General features: G+C 58.3%; 15 protein-coding genes and 1 pseudogene. 11 read left to right on the top strand and 5 right to left on the bottom strand.

The genetic code is table 11. From position 1 onward, the window contains the following. Positions 1 to 31: 31 nt before the first annotated feature. The 4 genes and pseudogenes from ACVBEG_RS18570 to ACVBEG_RS18555 all read left to right on the top strand — a co-directional run bounded on the left by ACVBEG_RS18570 (position 32) and on the right by ACVBEG_RS18555 (position 7,265). Positions 32 to 2,042, top strand: a pseudogene (locus ACVBEG_RS18570) (DUF1302 domain-containing protein). Between the two features lie 32 nt (positions 2,043 to 2,074). After that, on the top strand, positions 2,075 to 3,433 hold the full coding sequence (locus tag ACVBEG_RS18565) for a DUF1329 domain-containing protein (RefSeq protein WP_330201553.1): 1,359 nt from the start codon (positions 2,075 to 2,077) through the stop codon (positions 3,431 to 3,433). A gap of 319 nt (positions 3,434 to 3,752) precedes the next feature. Next, positions 3,753 to 4,850, top strand: coding sequence for a WD40/YVTN/BNR-like repeat-containing protein (locus ACVBEG_RS18560; RefSeq protein ID WP_322180742.1), 1,098 nt, complete (start codon positions 3,753 to 3,755; stop codon positions 4,848 to 4,850). A 27-nt stretch (positions 4,851 to 4,877) separates the two neighbouring features. Further along, a complete protein-coding gene (locus tag ACVBEG_RS18555; RefSeq protein WP_447108179.1) occupies positions 4,878 to 7,265 on the top strand; it encodes an efflux RND transporter permease subunit in 2,388 nt (795 codons plus the stop codon). 71 nt (positions 7,266 to 7,336) lie between these two features. On the opposite strand, the gene ACVBEG_RS18550 is transcribed toward ACVBEG_RS18555, so the two are convergent. Together ACVBEG_RS18550 and ACVBEG_RS18545 are read right to left on the bottom strand one after the other, a co-directional pair. Beyond that, on the bottom strand, positions 7,337 to 8,059 hold the full coding sequence (locus ACVBEG_RS18550) for a FadR/GntR family transcriptional regulator (protein ID WP_322180738.1): 723 nt from the start codon (positions 8,057 to 8,059) through the stop codon (positions 7,337 to 7,339). Between the two features lie 106 nt (positions 8,060 to 8,165). Then, complete coding sequence (locus ACVBEG_RS18545; RefSeq protein ID WP_447108178.1) at positions 8,166 to 9,908, bottom strand: IlvD/Edd family dehydratase; 1,743 nt, start codon at positions 9,906 to 9,908, stop codon at positions 8,166 to 8,168. A 196-nt stretch (positions 9,909 to 10,104) separates the two neighbouring features. On the opposite strand from ACVBEG_RS18545, the gene ACVBEG_RS18540 reads away from it, so the two are divergent. The 7 genes from ACVBEG_RS18540 (at position 10,105) to ACVBEG_RS18510 (ending at position 18,628) form a co-directional block, all read left to right on the top strand. Continuing rightward, positions 10,105 to 11,442, top strand: a complete 1,338-nt coding sequence (locus ACVBEG_RS18540) for an MFS transporter (RefSeq protein WP_322180734.1) — start codon at positions 10,105 to 10,107, stop codon at positions 11,440 to 11,442. Between the two features lie 25 nt (positions 11,443 to 11,467). Beyond that, positions 11,468 to 12,460, top strand: coding sequence for an AraD1 family protein (araD1, locus tag ACVBEG_RS18535; protein ID WP_447108177.1), 993 nt, complete (start codon positions 11,468 to 11,470; stop codon positions 12,458 to 12,460). Positions 12,461 to 12,472: 12 nt separating this feature from the next. Further along, a complete protein-coding gene (locus ACVBEG_RS18530) occupies positions 12,473 to 14,056 on the top strand; it encodes an aldehyde dehydrogenase (NADP(+)) (protein ID WP_447108176.1) in 1,584 nt (527 codons plus the stop codon). A gap of 105 nt (positions 14,057 to 14,161) precedes the next feature. Further along, complete coding sequence (locus ACVBEG_RS18525; protein ID WP_322180728.1) at positions 14,162 to 14,476, top strand: DUF5629 family protein; 315 nt, start codon at positions 14,162 to 14,164, stop codon at positions 14,474 to 14,476. A 92-nt stretch (positions 14,477 to 14,568) separates the two neighbouring features. Beyond that, positions 14,569 to 16,998 (top strand): glucose/quinate/shikimate family membrane-bound PQQ-dependent dehydrogenase, encoded by a 2,430-nt coding sequence (locus ACVBEG_RS18520; protein ID WP_322180726.1) that lies wholly within the window; start codon positions 14,569 to 14,571, stop codon positions 16,996 to 16,998. A 111-nt stretch (positions 16,999 to 17,109) separates the two neighbouring features. Beyond that, positions 17,110 to 18,276 (top strand): lactonase family protein, encoded by a 1,167-nt coding sequence (locus ACVBEG_RS18515; protein WP_322180724.1) that lies wholly within the window; start codon positions 17,110 to 17,112, stop codon positions 18,274 to 18,276. Between the two features lie 169 nt (positions 18,277 to 18,445). Then, positions 18,446 to 18,628: a hypothetical protein gene (locus ACVBEG_RS18510; protein WP_322180722.1), complete on the top strand. Its 183-nt coding sequence runs from the start codon at positions 18,446 to 18,448 to the stop codon at positions 18,626 to 18,628. Positions 18,629 to 18,754: 126 nt separating this feature from the next. Here ACVBEG_RS18510 and ACVBEG_RS18505 read toward each other — a convergent pair whose 3' ends face one another. From ACVBEG_RS18505 to ACVBEG_RS18495, 3 genes are all read right to left on the bottom strand, one after another. After that, positions 18,755 to 19,609, bottom strand: a complete 855-nt coding sequence (locus ACVBEG_RS18505) for a pirin family protein (protein ID WP_322180720.1) — start codon at positions 19,607 to 19,609, stop codon at positions 18,755 to 18,757. Positions 19,610 to 19,824: 215 nt separating this feature from the next. After that, positions 19,825 to 20,628: an MlaA family lipoprotein gene (locus ACVBEG_RS18500; protein ID WP_322180718.1), complete on the bottom strand. Its 804-nt coding sequence runs from the start codon at positions 20,626 to 20,628 to the stop codon at positions 19,825 to 19,827. Beyond that, positions 20,621 to 21,919 (bottom strand): serine/threonine protein kinase, encoded by a 1,299-nt coding sequence (locus ACVBEG_RS18495; protein ID WP_322180716.1) that lies wholly within the window; start codon positions 21,917 to 21,919, stop codon positions 20,621 to 20,623. The genes ACVBEG_RS18500 and ACVBEG_RS18495 overlap by 8 nt, the downstream gene beginning before the upstream one ends. Positions 21,920 to 22,135 lie beyond the last annotated feature (216 nt).

Genomic DNA, 22,135 nt, shown 5'->3' with positions numbered 1-22,135 from the left:
GTAAATAAGTAACTTCAGGGAGTAAGTCATTATGGAGAAGGGACCTGTCAGGGCGCGGTTGCGTTTCGCACCAAGGATTGCGGGCTTTACCTTGGCCGGGCTTTTGCCCTTGCTGGGCGGCGTGGAGGTCGAGGCTGTCGAGTTCAGTTTCGCCGATGATGAAATCAAAGGCTCGTTCGATACCACATTGTCTTATGGGCAGCTTTGGCGAGTGCAAGGCCGGGACAAGACTAATGATGATGTCAATATCAATGACGGTAATCGTAACTTTGATACCGGATTGGTCTCGGAGGTTTATAAAGTTACGAGTGACTTGGAAGTTTCCTACAAGAACTATGGAGCTTTCGTACGTGGCTCGGCGTTCTATGACACACAGATTATGGATAAGCGCACCGATTACTCGGGTAACAATAATCCGTCGCAACCCAGTCAGAACTTTCCGCATAACGACAGCTTCACTTATGCCACTCGTCACAGTGCCGGGCGCGATGCACAAATTCTCGATGCCTATGTCTACGGTAATTGGGAGGTCGGTGATTTGCCGCTGACGGCGCGTCTGGGCCGACAAGTATTCAACTGGGGCGAGGGGCTTTTCTATCGAGGTGGAGTCAACACCACCAACCCGATCAATGCTGCGCAATTCCGGTTGCCTGGCTCTGAACTCAAGGAGGTACTGGTGCCCATCGAGGCGCTGAATTTCAACGTGGGGTTGAGCGACAACCTGTCGATGGAAACCTTCTACCAATTCAGCTGGAAGGAAACCCAGGTTGATCCGGTGGGCACCTATTTTTCGGAAACCGATCTGTTTGCCGATGGTGGCAATACGGCCTATGCGGTGATGCCGCAGCTGACCGAACTCAACGGTTTGTATCAGGGCCTCAGTGCGGCGGGTGCCGGGGGCCTGCAAGGCGGAGGTGGTGCTGACGCCGTCGGCAATTTCAAGGTGGCCTCGATCGGGCCTGATATCAACGCGAGAAACGACGGGCAATACGGCGTGGCTTTCCGCTATCTGGCCGAACAGCTCAACGCCACCGAATTCGGCTTTTACTTCGTCAACTATCACGCCAAAGAACCGACCATTTACGCTGACCTGGGCAGCTACAGTGGGTTGAATCTGGCCGAGCTGACCGCCGCGACCACGCCTGCGATTCAACAGGCGGTGGCCGCTCAGGCCGGTATCAGCGTGGCGCAATTGCAGGCGGCACTGGCTGCCGCCCCCAATTCGCCATTGGCCCAAGCCTATCGCAGCACCCTGACCTCGGCGGTGGGGGGGGATGGCCACCATGGACGTCGCCAATCAGGTCCAGGGGCGTCGCGAATACGCTGAAGACATCCGCATGTTTGGTGTCAGCTTCAATACGACTCTGGGTGACGCCTCGTTGTTCGGGGAACTGGCTTATCGGCCGAACATGCCGATTGGTATCGCCACCACCAGCGATTTGCTCGGCGATTTACTGATGCAGGCCCCACAAATGGCCTCGGGTGCTCTGGTCAATATCGGCGGTAATGACGTCGGGCTGGGGGACAGGATCCATAACGCCGAACGCGTCGAAATGTTCAACACCTCATTGGGCACGATCTACAACTTCGGCCCACGGATGAGTTTTGATTCGCTGACCGGCGTCGCCGAGCTGTCTTCCGAACACTTGCGCGGTAGCAGCTTGAAATATACCGCTTGGGATGGCAGCACTCGTTATTACTCCAGCCGTGGCAACGTTCCGTACATCAATGGCCATGGCCGGGACGACCAGGTCAACAAAAATGCTTTTGGCTACACGCTGATGTTCCAGGGCACCTGGAACGATGCGTATGCGGGGGTCAACCTGTCGCCCTTCGTTATCTACAAGGATGACTTCGAGGGCAACTCTCACCAGACCGGCAACTTCATTGAGGGACGCAAGGCTTACACCCTCGGCGTCAGGGCCAACTACCAGAACCGTCTGGAAGCCGAGCTGCAATACACCGAGTTTTACGGGGCAGGGCAGAACAGTGCCATTCGCGACCGGGACAACATCGGGTTGAACGTCAAATATTCGTTTTGAAATCAAGGAGAGTGCAGATGCTCATGAAACAGATGCTCAAGACGCATCGGTCAATGGCAGTCGCCTTTGTCCTGACGCTGACGGCCAACACTGTCCAGGCCGCGGACGCTGCTGCGTGGGATAAAAGCCTGACCCCACTGGGCGCTGAAAAGGCTGGCAACGCGGCGGGCACCATTCCGGCCTGGAGTGGTGGTCTCACCCAAGCGCCTGCGGGTTACAAAGGCCCCGGCAAACCGCATGTCGATCCCTTTGGCACAGACACGCCGTTGTTCACCATCACCAAGGCCAATCTAGACCAATACAAAGTAAGTCTGACGCCGGGTCAGATCGCGATGTTCGAAACGTACCCGAACAGCTACCAGATGCCGGTTTACACCACTCGCCGCACCGGAGCGGCACCGCAATGGGTCTATGACAACACCCGCAAGAACGCCGGCAGCGCCAAATTGATCGGTGGCGGCAACGGCTTTGTCGATGCATACGGAGGTATTCCGTTCCCGATGCCGCAAAGCGGGGTTGAAGCGCTGTGGAACCACATTGCCCGCTACCGCGGTACCTATGTGGTGCGTCGTGCGTCGGAAGTGGCTGTACAGCGTAATGGCAGTTTCAGTCCGATCACGTCGCAGCAGGAGGCCAAGTTCAAGTTTTATGAACCCGATGGCTCTTACGCCGGCTTGGGCAACGTGATGTTCTATTACCTGTCGTTCACCAAAAGCCCGGCGCGTCTTGCCGGTTCTGCGGTGCTGGTGCATGAAACCCTTGATCAGGTTAAGGAGCCACGTCAGGCCTGGGCGTATAACGCAGGCCAGCGCAGGGTGCGGCGCGCACCGAATCTGGCTTATGACACGCCAATCCCCGCTGCCGACGGTTTACGCACGGCTGATGACACCGACATGTTCAACGGTTCGCCGGACCGTTACGACTGGAAGCTGGTGGGCAAAAAGGAAATTTACATCCCCTACAACAACTACAAGGTGTCCAGCCCGGAGGTCAGTTACAAGCAATTGTTGCAGGCGGGCCATTTGAACCCTGCCTATACGCGTCACGAGTTGCATCGGGTGTGGGTGGTGGAGGGCACGCTCAAACCGAACGCACGGCATATCTATTCCAGACGGACCCTGTATCTGGATGAGGACAGCTGGCAAGCGGCGGTGGTCGATCAGTACGACAGCCGCGGCGAATTGTGGCGGGTATCGATGGCCTACCTGAAAAACTACTACGAACTGCCCACCACCTGGTCTGCACTGGACGTATTTCACGATCTTCAGGCCCGTCGCTATCACGTGCAGAACCTGGACAATGAGGAGCCTAATACCATCGACTTCAGCCAGATCAGCCCTGATGAAAGCGAGTTCAAACCAGCTGCCTTGCGCCGGCGCGGTACCCGGTAGGGGGCAGTGAGACTGCCCTGGCCCCTTCATCGCAGTCTCGCGTGTCACCACACAGGTGCGCGATCTGCCGGGACGGGCAGTCTTGCAATCAGGCGTGCCCTTCTTGATAGGGTATGTCCGCTCGCACCCTGGTCATCAAGCAAACGAATAAGCCATCAATCACGCATGCCCGGCTTAACAAAAGATAACGTCATGTCGATTGTCATACGTTTCTAAAGCTGGATAGGATAGGTCTGCTTCCAAAGGGTTTTTCTAGAGCGGTTGCGGCCCTCTGGAACACCTTGAGGTCGACCTAATAACAATAACGGGGGAGAGGTCTATGAGTGAGCCTGTAAATCGGCGCACCCAGTCCGATGTGGATGCGGCTATAGGTCGTCCATCGGCGTTACGTAAAGGCAAGTCCCTGGCGGCGGCACTCTCAGTGACCATCTCGCTGCTCGGCGCGCTGTCGGTATCTGGTTTTGCCGCGCCCTTGCAGGCTGCGCAAAGCACGGCTGAAGACTCTACTTTTTCCATCGAATCGCCCAAATCCTCTCACGGGTTATTGCTCGACGTGACCCATGCCGGTGCGCGGCTGATCGTTGTGGGCGACCGGGGCCACATTCTGTATTCCGATGATCAGGGCAAGACCTGGACTCAGGCCAAAGTGCCGAGCCGGCAGTTGCTGACGGCGGTCTATTTTGTCGACGACACGCATGGTTGGGCAGTCGGGCACGATGCACAGATTCTTGCCAGTGCCGATGCAGGCGCGACTTGGACCAAGCAATTCGAAGACCTCAACCGCGAAGCACCCTTGCTGGATGTCTGGTTCAAGGACGCCCAGACAGGTTTTGCCGTGGGAGCCTATGGCGCCTTGCTGACGACCACTGATGGCGGCGCGCATTGGGCCGATGTCAGCGACCGAATCGACAACCAGGACCAGTACCACTACAACGGCATCGCCCAGGTCAAGGATTCGGGTCTGTTCATTGTTGGGGAAATGGGCAGCATGTTCCGTTCTGCCGACGAGGGACAAACCTGGGAGCGCGTACAAAGCCCTTATCAGGGTTCCCTGTTCGGTGTGATCGGCACTGCCAGATCCGACACGCTGTTGGCCTACGGCCTGCGCGGTAACCTGTTTCGGTCCACTGACTTCGGCACTACCTGGACCACCATCGAACTCAAGGGCGCACGTGGCCCGCTGGAGTTCGGCCTGTCGAATGCGGCCCTGCTGTCTGACGGCTCGCTGGTAGTGGTGGGCAATGGCGGCAGTGTGATGCGCAGCACTGACGACGGCGTTTCGTTCAAGGTGTCCAATCGTCCTGACCGCATCTCCCTGGCAGGCGTGACCGCCGACGATAAGGGCGATCTGATTCTGGTAGGACAGGGTGGCGTTCGCGTTACCTCGCCAACCGGCGCTGAGCTGGTCCAACAATAAGACCTATTAAGGCGAGGAAGTTTTCGCATGACCAATCATCAAGCACTTCATCATCAAGACAAGGCGACGTTCCTTGAACGGTTGATTTTCAACAATCGCCCGGTAGTGGTCTTTATCTGCCTGCTGGTCAGTACCTTTCTGTTCTATCAGGCGACGTTGGTTCGGCCCTCGACCAGTTTCGAAAAAATGATTCCGCTCGAGCATCCCTTCATCCAGAAGATGCTTGAACACCGCAACGATCTGGCCAACCTCGGCAATACCGTACGGGTTTCCGTGGAAGCGGTGGACGGCGACATCTTCACGAAGGAGTACATGGAGACCCTGCGACTGATCAATGACGAGGTGTTCTACATCTCCGGCGTTGATCGATCCGGGTTGAAGTCGCTGTGGAGTCCTAGCGTGCGCTGGACCGAAGTGACCGAAGAAGGGTTTGCTGGTGGTGAAGTCATCCCGCAAAGCTACAACGGGTCCGAAGACAGCCTTGATCAACTGCGCAACAACGTGCTCAAGTCGGGTCAGGTCGGTCGACTGGTGGCCAACGATTTCAAATCGAGCATCGTGGATATTCCGTTGCTCGAGTCCTACCCGGACCCGAATGATCAAGGCAAGCTGCTTGCCCTCGATTACCGGCAGTTTTCCCATCAGCTCGAAGAGAAAATTCGCGACAAGTTCCAGGCGCAGAACCCTAATGTGAAGGTGCACATCGTCGGTTTCGCCAAGAAAGTCGGCGACCTGATCGATGGCCTGATCATGGTGGTCCTGTTTTTTGGTGTGGCTTTCCTGATCACCCTGGTGCTGCTCATCTGGTTCACGCGCTGTATCCGCAGCACCATCGCGGTGCTCAGCACCACGCTGATTGCGGTGGTCTGGCAATTGGGGTTGATGCACGTGGTGGGCTTCGGCCTGGACCCGTATTCGATGTTGGTGCCGTTCCTGATTTTCGCCATCGGTATTTCCCACGGCGTACAAAAAATCAACGGCATCGCCATGCAGTCCAGCGATGCCGACAACGCCTTGACCGCTGCTCGACGGACGTTCCGCCAACTGTTTTTGCCGGGGATGATCGCGATCCTTGCCGACGCAGTGGGTTTCATCACCTTGCTGATTATCGACATCGGCGTGATCCGCGAGCTGGCCATCGGCGCGTCGATTGGTGTCGCGGTCATCGTTTTCACCAACCTGATCCTGTTGCCGGTGGCGATTTCCTATGTCGGCATCAGCAAGAAAGCCGTTGAACGCAGTAAAAAGGATGCGGTGCGTGAGCATCCGTTCTGGCGCCTGCTGTCGAATTTCGCCAGCGCAAAAGTTGCGCCGGTGTCTATTGGCCTGGCGTTGCTGGCCTTCGGTGGTGGGCTCTGGTACAGCCAGAACCTGAAAATCGGTGACCTCGATCAGGGGGCGCCGGAACTGCGTCCGGACTCGCGCTACAACAAAGACAACAGTTTCATCATCAAAAACTACTCCACCAGCTCGGATGTCTTGGTGGTGATGGTCAAGACCCCGCCAGAAGGCTGCTCGGCCTATCCGACGATGTCTGCCATCAACGAACTGACCTGGAAGATGGAGAACACCCCAGGCGTGCAGTCGGCGATTTCCCTGGTGACCGTGTCCAAGCAGATGATCAAGGGCATGAACGAGGGCAACCTGAAATGGGAATCCCTGTCGCGTAACAAGGACGTGCTGAACAACTCCATCTCCCGCGCTGACGGCCTGTACAACAACGATTGCTCGCTGGCACCGCTGTTGGTGTTCCTCAACGACCACAAGGCCGAAACCCTTGATCGCGCGGTGCATGCAGTCAAGGACTTCGCCAGGGACAACGACAAGGATGGTCTGCAATTCCTTCTCGCCGCGGGTAATGCGGGGATCGAGGCGGCCACCAACGAAGTGATCAAGGCGTCGGAGTTGACGATTCTGATCCTGGTCTACCTCTGCGTGGCGACCATGTGCATGATCACCTTCCGTTCATGGGCGGCGACCTTGTGCATCGTCCTGCCGCTGGTGCTGACGTCCGTACTGGGCAACGCCTTGATGGCCTTCATGGGCATTGGGGTGAAAGTTGCGACCTTGCCGGTGGTCGCACTGGGTGTGGGCATCGGTGTGGATTACGGGATCTACGTTTACAGCCGTCTGGAAAGCTTCCTGCGTGCCGGTCTTCCCCTGCAGGAAGCGTATTACGAGACCTTGAAGTCCACCGGTAAAGCGGTGCTGTTTACCGGCTTGTGCCTCTCTATCGGGGTTTGCACCTGGATCTTCTCGGCCATCAAGTTTCAGGCTGACATGGGCCTGATGCTGACCTTCATGCTCCTGTGGAACATGTTCGGTGCCCTGTGGCTACTGCCAGCACTGGCGCGGTTCCTGATCAAACCGGAGAACATGGCGGGCAAGGTCGGGAACTCGTTGTTCTCTCACTGAAGTCGTCCGCAATAAAAAAACCGCAGCTCAAGGGCTGCGGTTTTTTATTGCCGAGTTAGGATTGGTTTCTGTTACAACGCCACATCCTGCCCCAACACCACGTTCAGGGCGCTTCTTGCGTCATCCAGTTGCACCAGCGTGGCATGGCGTGCGCCAAGGGCGTCGCGGTTTTCGATGGCGGTGAGGATCGCTTTGTGGCGCGGCATCGCCAGCTCATGGAGGTTTGGTCGTTGGTTGGAGTGTTTCAACGCTTCGCGCAGGGCCAGCGACAGCATGTTGCACAGGTGGGCGAGCAGGTCGTTATGGGTGGCGTCGGCGATCCGGCTGTGGAAGTCCAGGTCTGGCTGCAACAGTGCTTCAGGCGTCGGCGCGGCTTCCATGCGTTGGTAGGCCTCGCCAATCGAAGCAATGTCCTGATCGGTTGCGTATTGCGCGGCGAGGGCGGCCGCAGCGGGCTCGATGATGCTGCGCACGCTGGTCAGCAGGTTGAAGAATTCGTTTTGCGGGCTGCTTTGCATGACCCAATGCAGCACGTCCGGGTCGAGCAAATGCCATTCGCGACGTGGTTTGACCACCGTACCGACCCGTGGCCGGGAATACACCAGACCTTTGGCGACCAACACCCGCGTGGCTTCACGTAGCACCGGCCGGCTAACTGCGTACTCTTCGCACAGGGTCGTTTCGGCAGGCAGTTTATCGTCGGGCTTGAAGCGGCCGGATACGATCTGCATGCCGATGTCCTGAACAATTCGGGCATGCATGCTTTTGCGGACAGAGGGCTTACGGTAGTCCATGAGGGGCGGGTCGTTCCTGAGCAATAAGTGCCGCGCATAATAGCATCGCGCAGGGAGCCAGACAGGGCGACGATAGTATCGTCGCCCCGTTATTTATCCCGCAAACTCAGTGCGAATGACGCGGTACTTCGGCGCCACGACAGCCAACCAGAAAGTCGAAATCGCAACCTTGATCGGCTTGCATGACATGGTCGATGTACAGCTGGCGATAACCGCCCAGCAGTAATTTCTCTGGCGCCTGCCAGTCGGCCAGACGCCCGGCCAGTTCGGCATCGGAGATGTCCAGGTGCAAACGGCCGTTGGCGCAGTCGAGTTCGATCCAGTCACCTTCATGCACCACCGCCAACGGTCCGCCCGCAGCGGCTTCCGGTGCCACATGCAAGACCACCGTGCCATAGGCGGTGCCACTCATGCGCGCGTCGGAGATGCGCACCATATCGGTCACGCCCTGAGCCAGCAGTTTCGCGGGCAAACCCATATTGCCTACTTCGGCCATGCCTGGATAACCCTTCGGTCCGCAGTTTTTCATCACCATGACGCAGCTGGCGTCGATGTCCAGTTCAGGGTCGTCGATCCGTGCCTTGTAGTGGTCGAAGTTCTCGAACACCACGGCCCGGCCACGGTGCTGCATCAATTCGGCGCTGGCGGCTGAAGGTTTGAGTACGGCCCCCAGTGGTGCAAGGTTGCCGCGCAGCACACAGATGCCGCCGTCGGCCCGAATCGGGTTGGAGAGGGTGCGGATTACCTCGTCTTCACCATAGATGGGTGAGGCTTTGGTGTTTTCCCACAGGCTCTTGCCGTTGACAGTCAGGGCACCCGGGTTGGGCAGCAGATTGGCCTCGCCAAGGCGGCGCAACACTGCAGGCAGACCGCCGGCATAGTAAAACTCTTCCATCAGGAAGCGCCCCGAGGGTTGCAGATCGACGATGGTCGGTATACCGCGACCCATGCGGGTCCAGTCGTCGAGGTCCAGTTCGACGCCGATTCGTCCGGCAATTGCCTTCAAGTGGATGACCGCATTGGTCGAGCCACCGATGGCGGCGTTGACCCGAATGGCGTTTTCGAAGGCTTCTTTAGTCAGGATTTTTGACAGGCGCAGGTCTTCACGGACCATTTCTACTGCGCGCATGCCGGACATATGCGCGAGCACGTAGCGTCGTGCATCGACGGCGGGAATCGCGGCGTTATGGGGCAGGGAAGTGCCGAGGGCTTCGGCCATGCAGGCCATGGTCGAAGCGGTGCCCATGGTGTTGCAGGTGCCTGCCGAACGGGACATGCCGCCTTCAGCCGCGAGGAAGTCGTCGAGGCTGATCTGCCCGGCCTTTACCTGTTCGCTGAGTTGCCAGACCACGGTGCCGGAGCCGATGTCCTTGCCCTTGTGTTTGCCGTTGAGCATCGGCCCGCCGGTGACGACGATGGCAGGCACGTCGCAACTGGCGGCGCCCATCAGCAGTGCCGGGGTGGTTTTATCGCAGCCGGTCAGCAGCACTACGCCATCGATAGGGTTCCCACGGATCGCTTCTTCGACATCCATGCTCGTCAGGTTACGGGTGAACATGGCGGTAGGGCGCAGGTTGGATTCGCCGTTGGAAAACACCGGGAACTCCACCGGGAAGCCGCCGGCTTCGATCACCCCACGTTTGACGTGCTCGGCGATCTGCCTGAAATGTGCGTTGCACGGCGTCAGCTCCGACCAGGTATTGCAGATACCAATGATGGGCTTGCCATGGAATTGATGATCGGCGATGCCCTGATTCTTCATCCAGCTGCGGTACATAAAGCCGTTTTTGTCGGCAGTACCAAACCATTGGGCAGAACGCAGGGGTGGTTTTTTTTCGGAATCAGACATGATCATCACTCTTATTGTAAGACTTAATGGCGTTTTCTCTGGTTAAAGTAAGCCTAAAAACCTGTATTTGGAAGAGTTGTGGCTTAAATAGTAATACTATATAGTCGATTTCCAGCGAGGGACGACCCTGCCAGTGCTGTAAGGTGCAGAGGCGATCCCCGAGGTTCCATAACAAAAACAATTGGAGACCACCTTCATGAGCCAGGAACTCCGGCTTATACGCCGCATCACCCTGAAACTGATTCCCTTCCTGATCCTGCTGTACCTGATTGCTTACGTGGATCGCTCTGCCGTCGGTTTCGCCAAGCTGCACATGGGCGCGGACCTGGGCATCGGTGACGCGGCCTACGGGTTGGGCGCCGGGCTGTTTTTTATCGGCTACTTTCTGTTGGAGATCCCCAGCAACCTGATGCTTGAGCGCTTCGGTGCCCGCCGCTGGTTCGCCCGCATCATGATCACTTGGGGCGCGATCACCATCGGCATGGCGTTTGTCCAAGGGCCGCACAGTTTCTACGTGATGCGCTTGCTGCTGGGCGCAGCGGAGGCGGGCTTCTTTCCGGGGGTGCTGTACTACATCACCCAATGGTTCCCGGTTCGCCATCGCGGCAAGATCCTCGGCTTGTTCATCCTGTCGCAACCCATTGCCATGATGATCACCGGGCCGGTTTCCGGTGGATTGCTGGGGATGGATGGCGTGTTGGGTCTGCACGGCTGGCAGTGGCTGTTCATCGTCATCGGCACCCCGGCGATTCTGCTGACCTGGCCGGTCTTGCGCTGGTTGCCGGATGGTCCGAAACAGGTGAAGTGGATGGACCAGACCGAGAAGGACTGGTTGGCCGGTGAGCTGAAAAAGGACCTGGAAGAGTACGGCCAGACCCGCCATGGCAATCCGTTGCATGCCCTTAAAGACAAGCGAGTGTTACTGCTGGCGCTGTTCTACCTGCCCGTGACCCTGAGCATCTATGGACTGGGCTTGTGGCTGCCGACCTTGATCAAGCAGTTCGGCGGTAGCGACCTGACCACCGGCTTCGTCTCGGCGGTGCCTTATATCTTCGGCATCATTGGTTTGCTGATCATCCCGCGCAGCTCCGACCGATTGAATGACCGCTACGGGCATCTGGCAGTGCTGTATGTGCTCGGCGCTATTGGCCTGTTTCTCAGCGCCTGGCTGACGATGCCGGTACTGCAACTGGCGGCCCTGTGCCTGGTGGCGTTCGCGTTGTTTTCCTGCACGGCAGTGTTCTGGACCTTGCCGGGACGCTTCTTTGCCGGGGCCAGCGCGGCGGCCGGTATCGCCCTGATCAACTCGGTCGGCAACCTCGGCGGCTACATCGGACCGTTCGTGATCGGCGCGCTGAAGGAGTACACCGGCAACCTTGCGTCGGGCCTGTACTTCCTGTCTGGCGTCATGGTCTTCGGCTTGTTTCTGACCGGCGTCGTCTACCGCCTGCTGGAGCGTAAACACGCTCTGGCTCCGACCGAATTTGCTGCCAGCGCCCGAAGCCAAAGGGCTCAGCCTGTCAGCCGTCCTTGAAGCCTGCAAAGAAGGGAGCATGCACATGCGTTTAGTACAGTTCGAATTGAGCAATGGCCAGCGTCGGGTTGGCGTGGTGGACGGCGAGCGGGTGCGCGAAGTGGTGGGCGCTGCCAGCGTTCGCGAACTGGCGCTGGCCGCCATTGAGGCGGGCGTCAGTCTGGTGCAACAGGTCGAACGCCAAGGGCTGGGTACCGATCACGATTACCCGCAACTGCTGCAAGACCTGCGCATTCTGCCACCGCTGGACCATCCCGATCCGGCACACATGCTGGTTAGTGGTACTGGCTTGACGCATTTGGGCAGTGCTGCGACGCGGGACAAAATGCACCAGCACACGGTTGATGACGCGACATTGACCGACAGCATGCGCATTTTTCAATGGGGTCTTGAGGGTGGTAAACCGACCGCTGGCCAGGCCGGAGTGCAGCCAGAATGGTTCTATAAAGGCGACGGCGGCATCGTCGTTCGCCCAGGGCGTTCGTTCCCGCTGCCGCCGTTCGCTGAAGATGCTGGCGAAGAGCCGGAGTTGAGCGGTTTGTATGTGATTGGTCCTGACCACACGCCGTACCGTCTGGGCTTCGCCATCGGCAATGAGTTTTCCGACCATGTGATGGAGCGCAAGAACTACCTGTACCTCGCTCACTCCAAATTACGCGCCTGTTCATTTGGCCCGGAGTTACGGGTCGGCGAACTGCCGCAACACCTGTCGGGCACCAGCCGGATCCTTCGTGACGGCACGGTGCTCTGGGAAAAAGAGTTCCTCAGTGGCGAGGCCAATATGTGCCACAGCTTCGAGAACCTCGAATACCACCACTTCAAGTACAGCCAATTCCTGCGTCCGGGCGATGTGCACATTCATTTCTTCGGCACCGCGACCTTGTCTTTTGCCGACGGCGTGTGCGCTCGGCCAGGGGATACGTTCGAAATCAGTCAGGCCGACTTCGGCGCCCCGTTGATCAACGGCATCGCCCCGGCTGAAGCGGCTTTTCAGCCCGGCGCCATTGGCACCCTTTAAGGAGCACCGTTCATGTCCCACATTCTTGGTTACAACTACATCGGCGGTCAGCGTAGCGCTGCCGGCCAGGTCATCGTGCACAGCGTCGACGCCAGCACCGGCGAAAAGCTGCCCCACGACTTCTATCAGGCCACCCTCGAAGAAGTCGACAGCGCCGCCAAGGCAGCCGCTGCCGCGTACCCGATCTATCGTCAATTGAGCGCAGTGAAACGGGCTGAATTCCTCGACGCCATCGCCGATGAACTCGACGCGCTGGGCGATGACTTCGTTGCCATGGTTTGCCGTGAAACCGCGCTGCCTGCCGGGCGTATCCAGGGCGAACGCGGACGTACCAGTGGCCAGATGCGCTTATTCGCCAAGGTCCTGCGCCGTGGAGATTTCTACGGTGCGCGAATCGATCAGGCGCTGCCGGAACGCAAACCGTTGCCACGCCCGGACCTGCGTCAGTACCGCATCGGCCTGGGCCCGGTTGCCGTGTTCGGCGCCAGTAACTTTCCGCTGGCGTTCTCGACGGCCGGTGGCGATACCGCTTCGGCCCTCGCGGCCGGTTGCCCGGTGGTGTTCAAGGCCCACAGCGGGCACATGGCAACCGCCGAACAGGTCGCTGATGCGATCATCCGCGCGGCGGAAAAGACCGGCATGCCGGCCGGCGTGTTCAACATGATCTACGGCGCCGGCGTGGGTGAAGCGCTGGTCAAACATCCGGCGATTCTGGCCGTGGGCTTCACCGGCTCGCTCAAAGGTGGCCGCGCCCTGTGCGACATGGCGGCAGCGCGCCCACAACCGATTCCAGTGTTCGCCGAGATGAGCAGCATTAACCCGGTGATCATCCTTCCCGAGGCCCTGGCTGCACGCGGCGAAAGCATTGCCGGCGAACTGGCTGCGTCGGTGGTTCAGGGGTGTGGTCAGTTCTGCACCAATCCCGGTCTGGTCATTGGTCTGCGCTCGCCCGCGTTCAGCGAATTCGTGCAACAGCTCAGCGCGCAGATCAACGATCAAGCGCCGCAAACCATGCTCAATGCGGGCACGCTAGGCAGCTATGCCAAAGGTTTGCAGGCATTGCAGGCGCACCCTGGCATCGCGCACCTGGCAGGCAGTGAACAGCAGGGTAATCAGGCCCGGCCACAACTGTTCAAGGCCGATGCCAGCCTGTTGCTCAACGGCGACGCGGTGTTGCAGGAAGAAGTATTCGGCCCGACCACCGTGGTGGTGGAAGTCGTCGATCAAGCCCAACTCAGCGAAGCCCTGCACGGCTTGCACGGTCAGCTCACCGCGACCTTGATCGCCGAACCGGGCGACCTGCAGCAGTTCAGCGAACTCACTGCGCTGCTGGAACTGAAAGTCGGCCGTATCCTGCTTAACGGTTATCCGACCGGGGTCGAGGTGTGCGATTCGATGGTGCACGGCGGGCCTTATCCCGCGACTTCCGATGCCCGTGGGACGTCGGTGGGGACGTTGGCGATCGATCGTTTCCTGCGCCCGGTGTGTTTCCAGAACTACCCGGACAGCGCACTGCCCGCCGCCCTAAAAAACGCCAACCCGCTGGGCATTCAGCGATTGGTGGATGGGGTGGCGTCAACGGCTGCGATGGGCTGATTCGGTGGGGAATTCAGGGTCGTTCATAAACAGAGATTGGCAGTGCGTGGGAACGTCCCGCCGTTTGGCCTATCATTCGTCCTTTAACTCAGGCGATTGAACGTTATGACCAGCACTAACCAAACCCTGCTTGCGGCCTTGCAAACGGCCAACATGTTGGAAATTGACGGGCTGCATGCCTGGGAGTTTTCTCTGGGCGACGAACATCTGGAGGTTGAGGCAATAGACGGTCGCGAGCGCAAAATCTGGCGTTTCAGCCTTGCGCAGGTGCAGGCAGCGACGTTTGATACGCAATTGCAGAGCTGGACCCTCAGCGATGGTAGTGCTGATCACCGGATCGTGTGCCTCAGCGCGTTTACGCCAAGCGATGATGATGTGGACGAAGACGTCGACGTCGACGACGCTTCCGGGCGGGACTGATTCGCGTCGACGGGTCGAGTTTCTTACGGCAGCTATACTGCGTTTCACATCGGCTCAACGGATTTGAGCCACAAACGATAGGGAGATCCATTATGAGCACCCAAGGTGCAATAAAGAAACGTGCGGGCCTGTTACCGACTCTGGTCGGGACGGTGTTGCTGGCGTTAGGACTGGTCATGGTGACCGGGGGCGTCAAGCTGGCGCAGTTGGGCGGGTCGTTTTATTACGTACTTGCCGGGGCCGGCTTTGCGTTGAGCGGGGTGTTGCTGATTCTGGCGCGGCGTGCTGCGATTGGGCTGTATGCCGTGCTGCTGCTCGTCAGCACGCTGTGGGCGTGGTGGGAAGTCGGGCTGGATTGGTGGCAGCTGGTTCCGCGCTTGTCCTTGTGGTTTGTCCTGGGCATCGTACTGTTGTTGCCGGCTGTTCGGCGTCCTTTGAGGCCGGAACATCAACGGTTTTCCACTGCCAGTCTGAGCCTGGCAGTGTTGGTTGCCGGTGCTGCAGCATGGGCCAGTCAATACACGCAGTACGATGAAATCAAGGGTGAGTTGGCACGTGCCGATGCGGGTGTGCAGCAGAGTGCGCCAAAGCAGCCTGACGGCGATTGGCAGTCATACGGGCGCAGTGCGTTCGGTGACCGGTATTCACCTCTGGCGCAAATTACCCCGGACAATGCGCATCAGCTGCAACTCGCGTGGACTTTTCGCACTGGCGATCTGCCGGGTCCCAACGATCCGCAGGAAACCACTGCCGAGAACACCCCGCTCAAGGTTAACGGCATGCTCTATCTGTGCACTCCGCACAGCCAGGTGATTGCCCTGGACCCGGATTCCGGCAAAGAAATCTGGCGCTTCGATCCCAAACTCAGCACGCAGAATGCCGCCAACTTTAAAGGTTGGGCGCACATGACCTGTCGTGGAGTGGCCTACCATGATGTCGGGGCGTATCCCTCAAGCCCTGAGGGTAAAGCGTTTTCTGGCAAAACCCCCTCTGGCAAAGCCGTCGTGGCGGTGAAGAACACCTGTCCCAGGCGCATTTTTGTGCCCACCGCAGATACCCGGCTGATCGCCCTGAACGCGGATAACGGCACGCTGTGCGAAGAGTTTGGCGATCAAGGCTCGGTCGACCTGACCCGCAATATCGGGGACTTCACCCCGGGCGGGTATTACTCTACATCGCCACCTGCGGTCACCCGCGATCTGGTGATCATTGGCGGGCATGTCACCGACAATGAATCCATCGACGAGCCGTCGGGGGTGATTCGTGCCTTCGACGTGCGCAGCGGCAAGCTGGTATGGAACTGGGACAGCGGCAACCCCGACAACACCGAGCCAATCCTGCCCGGCCTGACCTACACCCGCAACTCGCCCAACATGTGGTCGGTGATGAGCGTCGACGAAAAGCTGGGCATGCTCTACCTGCCCATGGGCAACCATACGCCGGATCAGTGGGGCGGTGATCGCCAGCAGCCTGAGCCGTACAGCGCCGGCGTGACCGCGCTGGACATTGCCACGGGCAAGGTGCGCTGGACCTTTCAGTTCACCCACCATGATCTGTGGGACATGGACGTCGGCGGGCAGCCGACACTGATGGACCTCAAGACCGAGAGCGGGATCAAGCCGGCCCTGCTGGCATCGACCAAGCAGGGCAGCATTTATGTCCTCGACCGCCGCACCGGTACGCCCATTGTGCCCATCAAGGAAACCGCTGTGCCGCAGGGTGCGGTGGAGGGTGACTTCACCTCGCCAACCCAGCCCATGTCGGCGCTGAACATGATGCCGCCGCGCTTGCGCGAAGCGGACATGTGGGGCGTGACTCCGATTGATCAGATGCTGTGTCGCATCACGTTTCGTTCGCTGCGCTATGACGGGATTTACACGCCACCCTCGACTCAGGGGTCGATCATCTATCCAGGCAATGTCGGCGTCTTCAATTGGGGCGGCATCTCCGTCGATCCGGTGCGGCAGGTTGCCTTTCTTTCGCCCAATTACATGGCCTTCACCTCGACACTGGTACCACGCTCCGCCATGCAGGGAGGCCCTGCACGCAAAAGTGAAACCCAAGGCGTGCAGCCGAACAAAGGAGCGCCGTATGGGGTGATCCTGTCGCCACTGCTTTCACACGTGGGGTTGCCGTGCCAGGCACCGGCCTGGGGTTACGTTGCGGCGGTTGATCTGACCACCCATAAAGTGATCTGGAAACACAAGAACGGTACAGTTCGCGACAGTGCGCCGCTGCCGGTTCCGTTGCCCATGGGTGTGCCGAGCATGGGGGGCACGATCAGCACCGCCGGTGGTGTGTCGTTCCTCGGCGGTACGCTGGATCAATACCTGCGGGCCTATGACATCCGCAACGGCAAACAACTGTGGGAGGGCCGCCTGCCAGCGGGCGGTCAAGCCACGCCCATGACCTACACCGGTGGAGACGGTCGCCAATACGTGCTGATTATGGCTGGCGGTCATGGTTCGCTCGGCACCCGGAAGGGCGATTACGTGATGGCATTCGCGCTGCCCAAACCTTGATAACACGCCGCGATAAAACGATTGCATCACGGGCGCTGTCATAGAATCGATGGCGATAGCGCGATTGGCCAAGTAGGGCGCCCAACACCTCCAACAATTAGAGAACTGCTCATGAACCGTAAAACTCTGCCCTGGCTGGTGATGGTGAGTGGGATCAGCGCTTTCCCCGTTTTAGCGCAAAATGTCACTGAGTACGATGTGCTGGTGGGGTCATACACCCAAGGTAACAGTGAAGGCATCTACCGCTACCGGTTCGACAGTCAGAGTGGAAAGATCGACCTGCACCCGCGCCAAGTGATCAAAAGCGAAAACCCGTCCTGGCTGACGCTTTCCGACGATCAGCGCCGCCTGTTCGTGGTCAATGAGAACGGTCCAGGTCAGCGCAACACCGTGGGCAAGGTCAGCAGCTTCGCCATCAATGGTAAAAGCCATGAAGTGACACCGATCAATCAGGTCGAGAGCAAGGGCGATGAGCCGACCCATTCCAGTCTGAGCCCTGACGGACGCTTCCTGTTCGTGTCCAACTACGCCGTGCACCCCGATCCGGGCGGCGCGCTGGCAGTGGTGCCGGTGGATTCGTCGGGCAAGCTGTCCGCCGTTGCGCAAACCAGCAGCCATCCGGCCAGCCATATCGATCCAGAGCGCCAAGCGTCGTCCCATGTGCATTCGGTCGTACCGACACCGGACGGCAAGTACCTGATCGCCAGCGATCTGGGGGCCGACAAGCTGTTTGTCTATCGATACGACAGCAAGGCCAAGCAACCCCTTCAACCCGCCAGGAACCCTGCGGTGGAATTACCTGCGGGCAGCGGGCCTCGCCATGTGTTGTTCAGTCACGACGGCAAGCACGCCTATCTGACATTGGAGATGTCGGCGCAGGTGGCGCTGTTCGATTACCACGACGGGGTTTTCAAGCGCACCCAGCTGATTGATCTGGCTGACAAGAGCATGCAGCAGAAAAATAGCGCAGGAGGCCTACACAGCTCGGCGGACGGTAAATTTCTGTATGTCGCCAATCGGGGAGAGGCCAATCAGCTAGTGGTATTTTCCATCGCGCCGGCGACCGGCCAGCTCAAGGAAGTCCAGCGGCGCTCGGTCGAGGGCACTGAGCCGCGCGAGTTCAGCATTGACCCCAGTGGTCATTTTCTGTTGATTGCCAATCAGAAAAGCAACCAGATCGTTATCCTCCGCCGCGACACCAAGACCGGTCTTTTGGGCGAAACCGTGCAAAAAATGGACATCGACTCACCCTCTGACTTCAGATTCCTCACCCGCTAACCCCTGAATAATAGGCTTAAGCCCCGTTTTCCGGGCGCTGCAGCCTGTTATTAATTGAGTTGATATGGGCTACCAGTACAAAGCATTTCTGAGATCAGACCCCCGGGCGTAAGTTTGAGTCACGGCCTTAAACGGCAGTTATCCAACCTGAACATCCGAGGCTTACGACATGAACTTCAATATCTTCTCTGTCATTGCAGCATCCGCCATCTCCGCCGCTGTCGCCCTGCCTGCCAGCGCCAGTGTCGAGATCAGCGACAAAAAATCGAATGTCACCCAGAGCTACACCACCAAATATCTGCAACAAAGCGCCCATTTCTACGCGGCACTGGATCACAAAACCCAGCAATGAACGCCTCTCTGCAATGAATCCATTCCCCGTTAACGATAAGACCGATAACGGGGAATGGATTCGTCCACATTTTTATGGATGCTGCGTCATCCTCCGTCTCTGCAATGCCAACGACTACGCGGTCGATCAGGCGGTCAGGCGGTCATCGCGAAAGTCACGCAATGCCTGCTCGATCTCTTCTCGGGTGTTCATCACGAACGGGCCGTATTGCACGATGGGCTCACGCAACGGCTTGCCTGCGATCAATAACACCTTTGCCCCTGAGGCGCTGTGCAGTTGCAACTCACCGACGTCAGACAAGCGTACCAGACGACAGGTGTCGATTGTTTGTGGCTGACCAGCAAGTTCAAGGGTGCCCTCGTAAACGTACAGCAGCACGCGGTGGCCCTGTGGAATCTGCGGGCTGATGCTCGCGCCAGCGGGGATGTGCAGGTCGAAATAAAACGGTTCGGTATCCGGGCGCTGCACTGCACCCGCCTGTTGCACCTGACCGTCGTCGAACTGCCCGGCGATCACGACCACTTCCACACCAGCCTTCGTGGTCAACCGGGGAATGTTCTGCGGTTGAATGTCTTGATAGCTGGCGGGGTTGAGCTTGGACTTGGCCGGCAGGTTCAGCCACAGCTGAAAACCGCGCATCACACCTTCCTCCTGCTCAGGCATTTCGCTGTGGATAATCCCGCGGGCTGCCGTCATCCATTGCACACCACCCCCTTCGAGCAAGCCTACGTTGCCCAGATGATCCTCGTGGCGCATCCGACCTTCGAGCATATAGGTGACCGTCTCGAAACCTCGGTGCGGATGCGCAGGGAAACCGGCAATGTAATCGTCGGGCTTGTCCGAGCCAAACTCGTCGAGCATCAGGAACGGGTCGAACAGCTCCATGCTTTCGCCGCCGAACACACGAGTCAGGCGCACGCCGGCACCGTCGGAAGTAGGCTGACCGGCTTGAATCGCCAGCACGTTGCGAAATTGAGTCATCACGGCAGCTCCTGATCAGGTGGGAATGGCGACTATGTTATGCCTGTCCCGTTGAGGGAATGGTGCGATTTTTATGCCTTGGTTATCAATTATTCTGATGCTTTCCCCTGTCAGCGGCAGTTGATCGTTATGGGCAATAACAAAGCAGGCAATAAAAAGGCCAGCCTGTTACCCAGGCTGGCCGTTTTATGACGCTTGCTCAGTTGCTCAGTTGCTTACTCGGCAATCTGCAACTTACGCGCTTCGGTGTAGACGTAGCGCACTTTCTCGTACTCGAACGGTGAGTTCGCCTGACCATAGCGGAAGCTGTTGGTGTAGCGCCGGTCGATAGCCCGCAACAGGTAGATTTCCGGGTGATTGTCGCTGACCTGGGCGACATTGAGGAAGTTGATCTGCGATTCGGCCGTAAAGTCGAAGACCAGCCCCGCGGTGTCACGCAGGTTCGATGGCCCGAGGATTGGCAGGATCAGGTACGGACCACTTGGCAAGCCATAGAAGCCCAACGTTTGACCAAAGTCTTCGCTTTGACGTGGCAGGCCCATCATGGTCGCGGGGTCCCACAGCCCGGCGACGCCGACCGTGGTGTTGAGCAGCAATCGGCCCGTAGTGTTCAGCGAGCGGTGGCCCTTGAACTGGAACAGACTGTTCAACAGGTTCGGGATATCGCCCAGGTTGCTGAAGAAGTTACTGACGCCGGAGCGCAAAAAGTTCGGTGTGATGTAGCGATAGCCGTTGACCACCGGCAGGAATACCCACTCATCAAAGCGATAGTTGAAGTGATACACCCGACGGTTCCACGACTCTAACGGGTCATAGACGTTGAGGGCGTTGAGGGTCGCGCGTTCGAACTCTCGCTGGTCCAGGCCCGGGTTGAATTTCAGTGACTTCAACGGTTCGGTGAAACCGTCCGGATTGGAGACCCTGGCAACGATCGGGGGATGGGCCGCTGGTGGGACATCGGCCGCATGGGTTACGCCTGCGCACAACAGGGCAGCGATAAACAAGAGATGTTTAGCCACGGAAGAACTCCAGCATGGCGTCGCTGTTGACGCGGTAGTTAATGTTGCCGCAATGGCCGCCGTAGGGATAAACAGTCAAGCGGTCACCAAACGTTTTGCGCAGGAAACCGAGGTCGCCAGGGCCAAGAATTACATCGTCGGCGTTATGCATCACGGCAATTTTCGAGCTGTTGTGCAGGTAATCCTTGAGCGCGTAGAGGCTCACTTGATCCACCAGTTGCAGCAGACTGCCGCCGTCGGTGCGTGCACGCCACATCGGGATGACCTGTTCAGTGATGTAACAATTGAAATCACATTGCAGCGCACGCTTGAAGAACGGGGTCAGGCTGGTCCCTTCACTGATCGGGTATTTGGGTGGGGTGATCAACCCGCGGCGGTTGATCAGGTCGGAGGTGAAGGCGATATCGGCCACCGAGAAACGGAAGGTGCTGCCAATCAGCATCGCCATCTGTTCATTGGTCAAGTGCTGCTTGGACTGCTGGAAGTCAAAAAGCACCGCGTCGTTAAGATCGACGTAACCTTTCTGTTTGAAGTAACGGGTCAGCTTGGCCAGTACCAGTTCGTAGAACGTGGTGCTGTTATTAATGCCCTTGACCTCAGTCTGTACCAGTTTGTCGAGGTTGGTAATCGAGGTGTAGAGGTTGACCGGCGGATTCAGCAGCAGCACCCGCTTGAAATTGAAGCTGCGTCGGGTTTCGTCCAGGTGGGCGACGAAGGCTGCATCCAGTGCGCCCAGGCTGTAACCGGTCAGGTAGTAATCAGTGATCTGCACGTTCGATTGTTGGGCACGCACGGCCTGCATCACCCGATACAAGTCTTCCGCGTCGTCCTTGGAAACTCCGGGTGTTGCAAAGCGCGAGGCGGCACTCATGAAGTCGAAGCTGGAGGGCGACGATAACTGCACGACGTTATAGCCAGCACCGTAGTACAGTTTTTTCAGGAATTCGTTGAGCGTACTGGTGTACGGCGCGCCGGTGCCCGCAATCAAAAAGACCAACGGAGCCGGATGATTTTGCTTGGCCAGACGATAGCGCAGTTTTTTCACTGCCCAGAAATTGTCAGGCAGCGTGAAATCGCGTTCAGGACGCAAGTTAAGGGTGTAATCGGCTTGATCGATATCGGCATCGGCCGGTAGGTCTGGACGCAGGTCCGCAGGTGTTGTGGCAATGGTCGCTTCGAAGGGGTTGGTCAGGGGGAAGCCATAACTGGTCGGGTCGACATCGACCGCCAGAGCGGACGCACTCAAAATGAGGCCGCCGAAAACGGCAGCGCAGCGCAGAAAACGGAGCATGACTAAATCCCTTGGGGAAAGTGCTGAGTGAGGTACGCAGGTTATGACCACTGGGGTAGTGCCAAAGTGCCGTACTTGCAAGCGAACGCCGTGTATAGGTTTGAGACGATACACGTTCTGTACCGTTAACTGACAGTAAAGCCAGTCTTATTATTGCTGGAGCCCCTTGCATACGGGTGTCGGGCGATTATGCTGGGCGCCGTTTCCGGTTTCGGC

The organism is Pseudomonas sp. GG8 (genome assembly GCF_052976945.1).
Note: the sequence above shows the minus strand (reverse complement) of the source record. Positions and strands in the feature narration are given on the sequence as shown.

Bases quoted from the DNA above. Each gene is read 5' to 3' on its own strand.
- ACVBEG_RS18565 (WP_330201553.1), top strand. From the start codon at position 2,075: ATGCTCAAGACGCATCGGTCAATGGCAGTCGCCTTTGTCCTGACGCTG.
- ACVBEG_RS18560 (WP_322180742.1), top strand. From the start codon at position 3,753: ATGAGTGAGCCTGTAAATCGGCGCACCCAGTCCGATGTGGATGCGGCT.
- ACVBEG_RS18555 (WP_447108179.1), top strand. From the start codon at position 4,878: ATGACCAATCATCAAGCACTTCATCATCAAGACAAGGCGACGTTCCTT.
- ACVBEG_RS18550 (WP_322180738.1), bottom strand. From the start codon at position 8,059: ATGGACTACCGTAAGCCCTCTGTCCGCAAAAGCATGCATGCCCGAATT.
- ACVBEG_RS18545 (WP_447108178.1), bottom strand. From the start codon at position 9,908: ATGTCTGATTCCGAAAAAAAACCACCCCTGCGTTCTGCCCAATGGTTT.
- ACVBEG_RS18540 (WP_322180734.1), top strand. From the start codon at position 10,105: ATGAGCCAGGAACTCCGGCTTATACGCCGCATCACCCTGAAACTGATT.
- araD1 (WP_447108177.1), top strand. From the start codon at position 11,468: ATGCGTTTAGTACAGTTCGAATTGAGCAATGGCCAGCGTCGGGTTGGC.
- ACVBEG_RS18530 (WP_447108176.1), top strand. From the start codon at position 12,473: ATGTCCCACATTCTTGGTTACAACTACATCGGCGGTCAGCGTAGCGCT.
- ACVBEG_RS18525 (WP_322180728.1), top strand. From the start codon at position 14,162: ATGACCAGCACTAACCAAACCCTGCTTGCGGCCTTGCAAACGGCCAAC.
- ACVBEG_RS18520 (WP_322180726.1), top strand. From the start codon at position 14,569: ATGAGCACCCAAGGTGCAATAAAGAAACGTGCGGGCCTGTTACCGACT.
- ACVBEG_RS18515 (WP_322180724.1), top strand. From the start codon at position 17,110: ATGAACCGTAAAACTCTGCCCTGGCTGGTGATGGTGAGTGGGATCAGC.
- ACVBEG_RS18510 (WP_322180722.1), top strand. From the start codon at position 18,446: ATGAACTTCAATATCTTCTCTGTCATTGCAGCATCCGCCATCTCCGCC.
- ACVBEG_RS18505 (WP_322180720.1), bottom strand. From the start codon at position 19,609: ATGACTCAATTTCGCAACGTGCTGGCGATTCAAGCCGGTCAGCCTACT.
- ACVBEG_RS18495 (WP_322180716.1), bottom strand. From the start codon at position 21,919: ATGCTCCGTTTTCTGCGCTGCGCTGCCGTTTTCGGCGGCCTCATTTTG.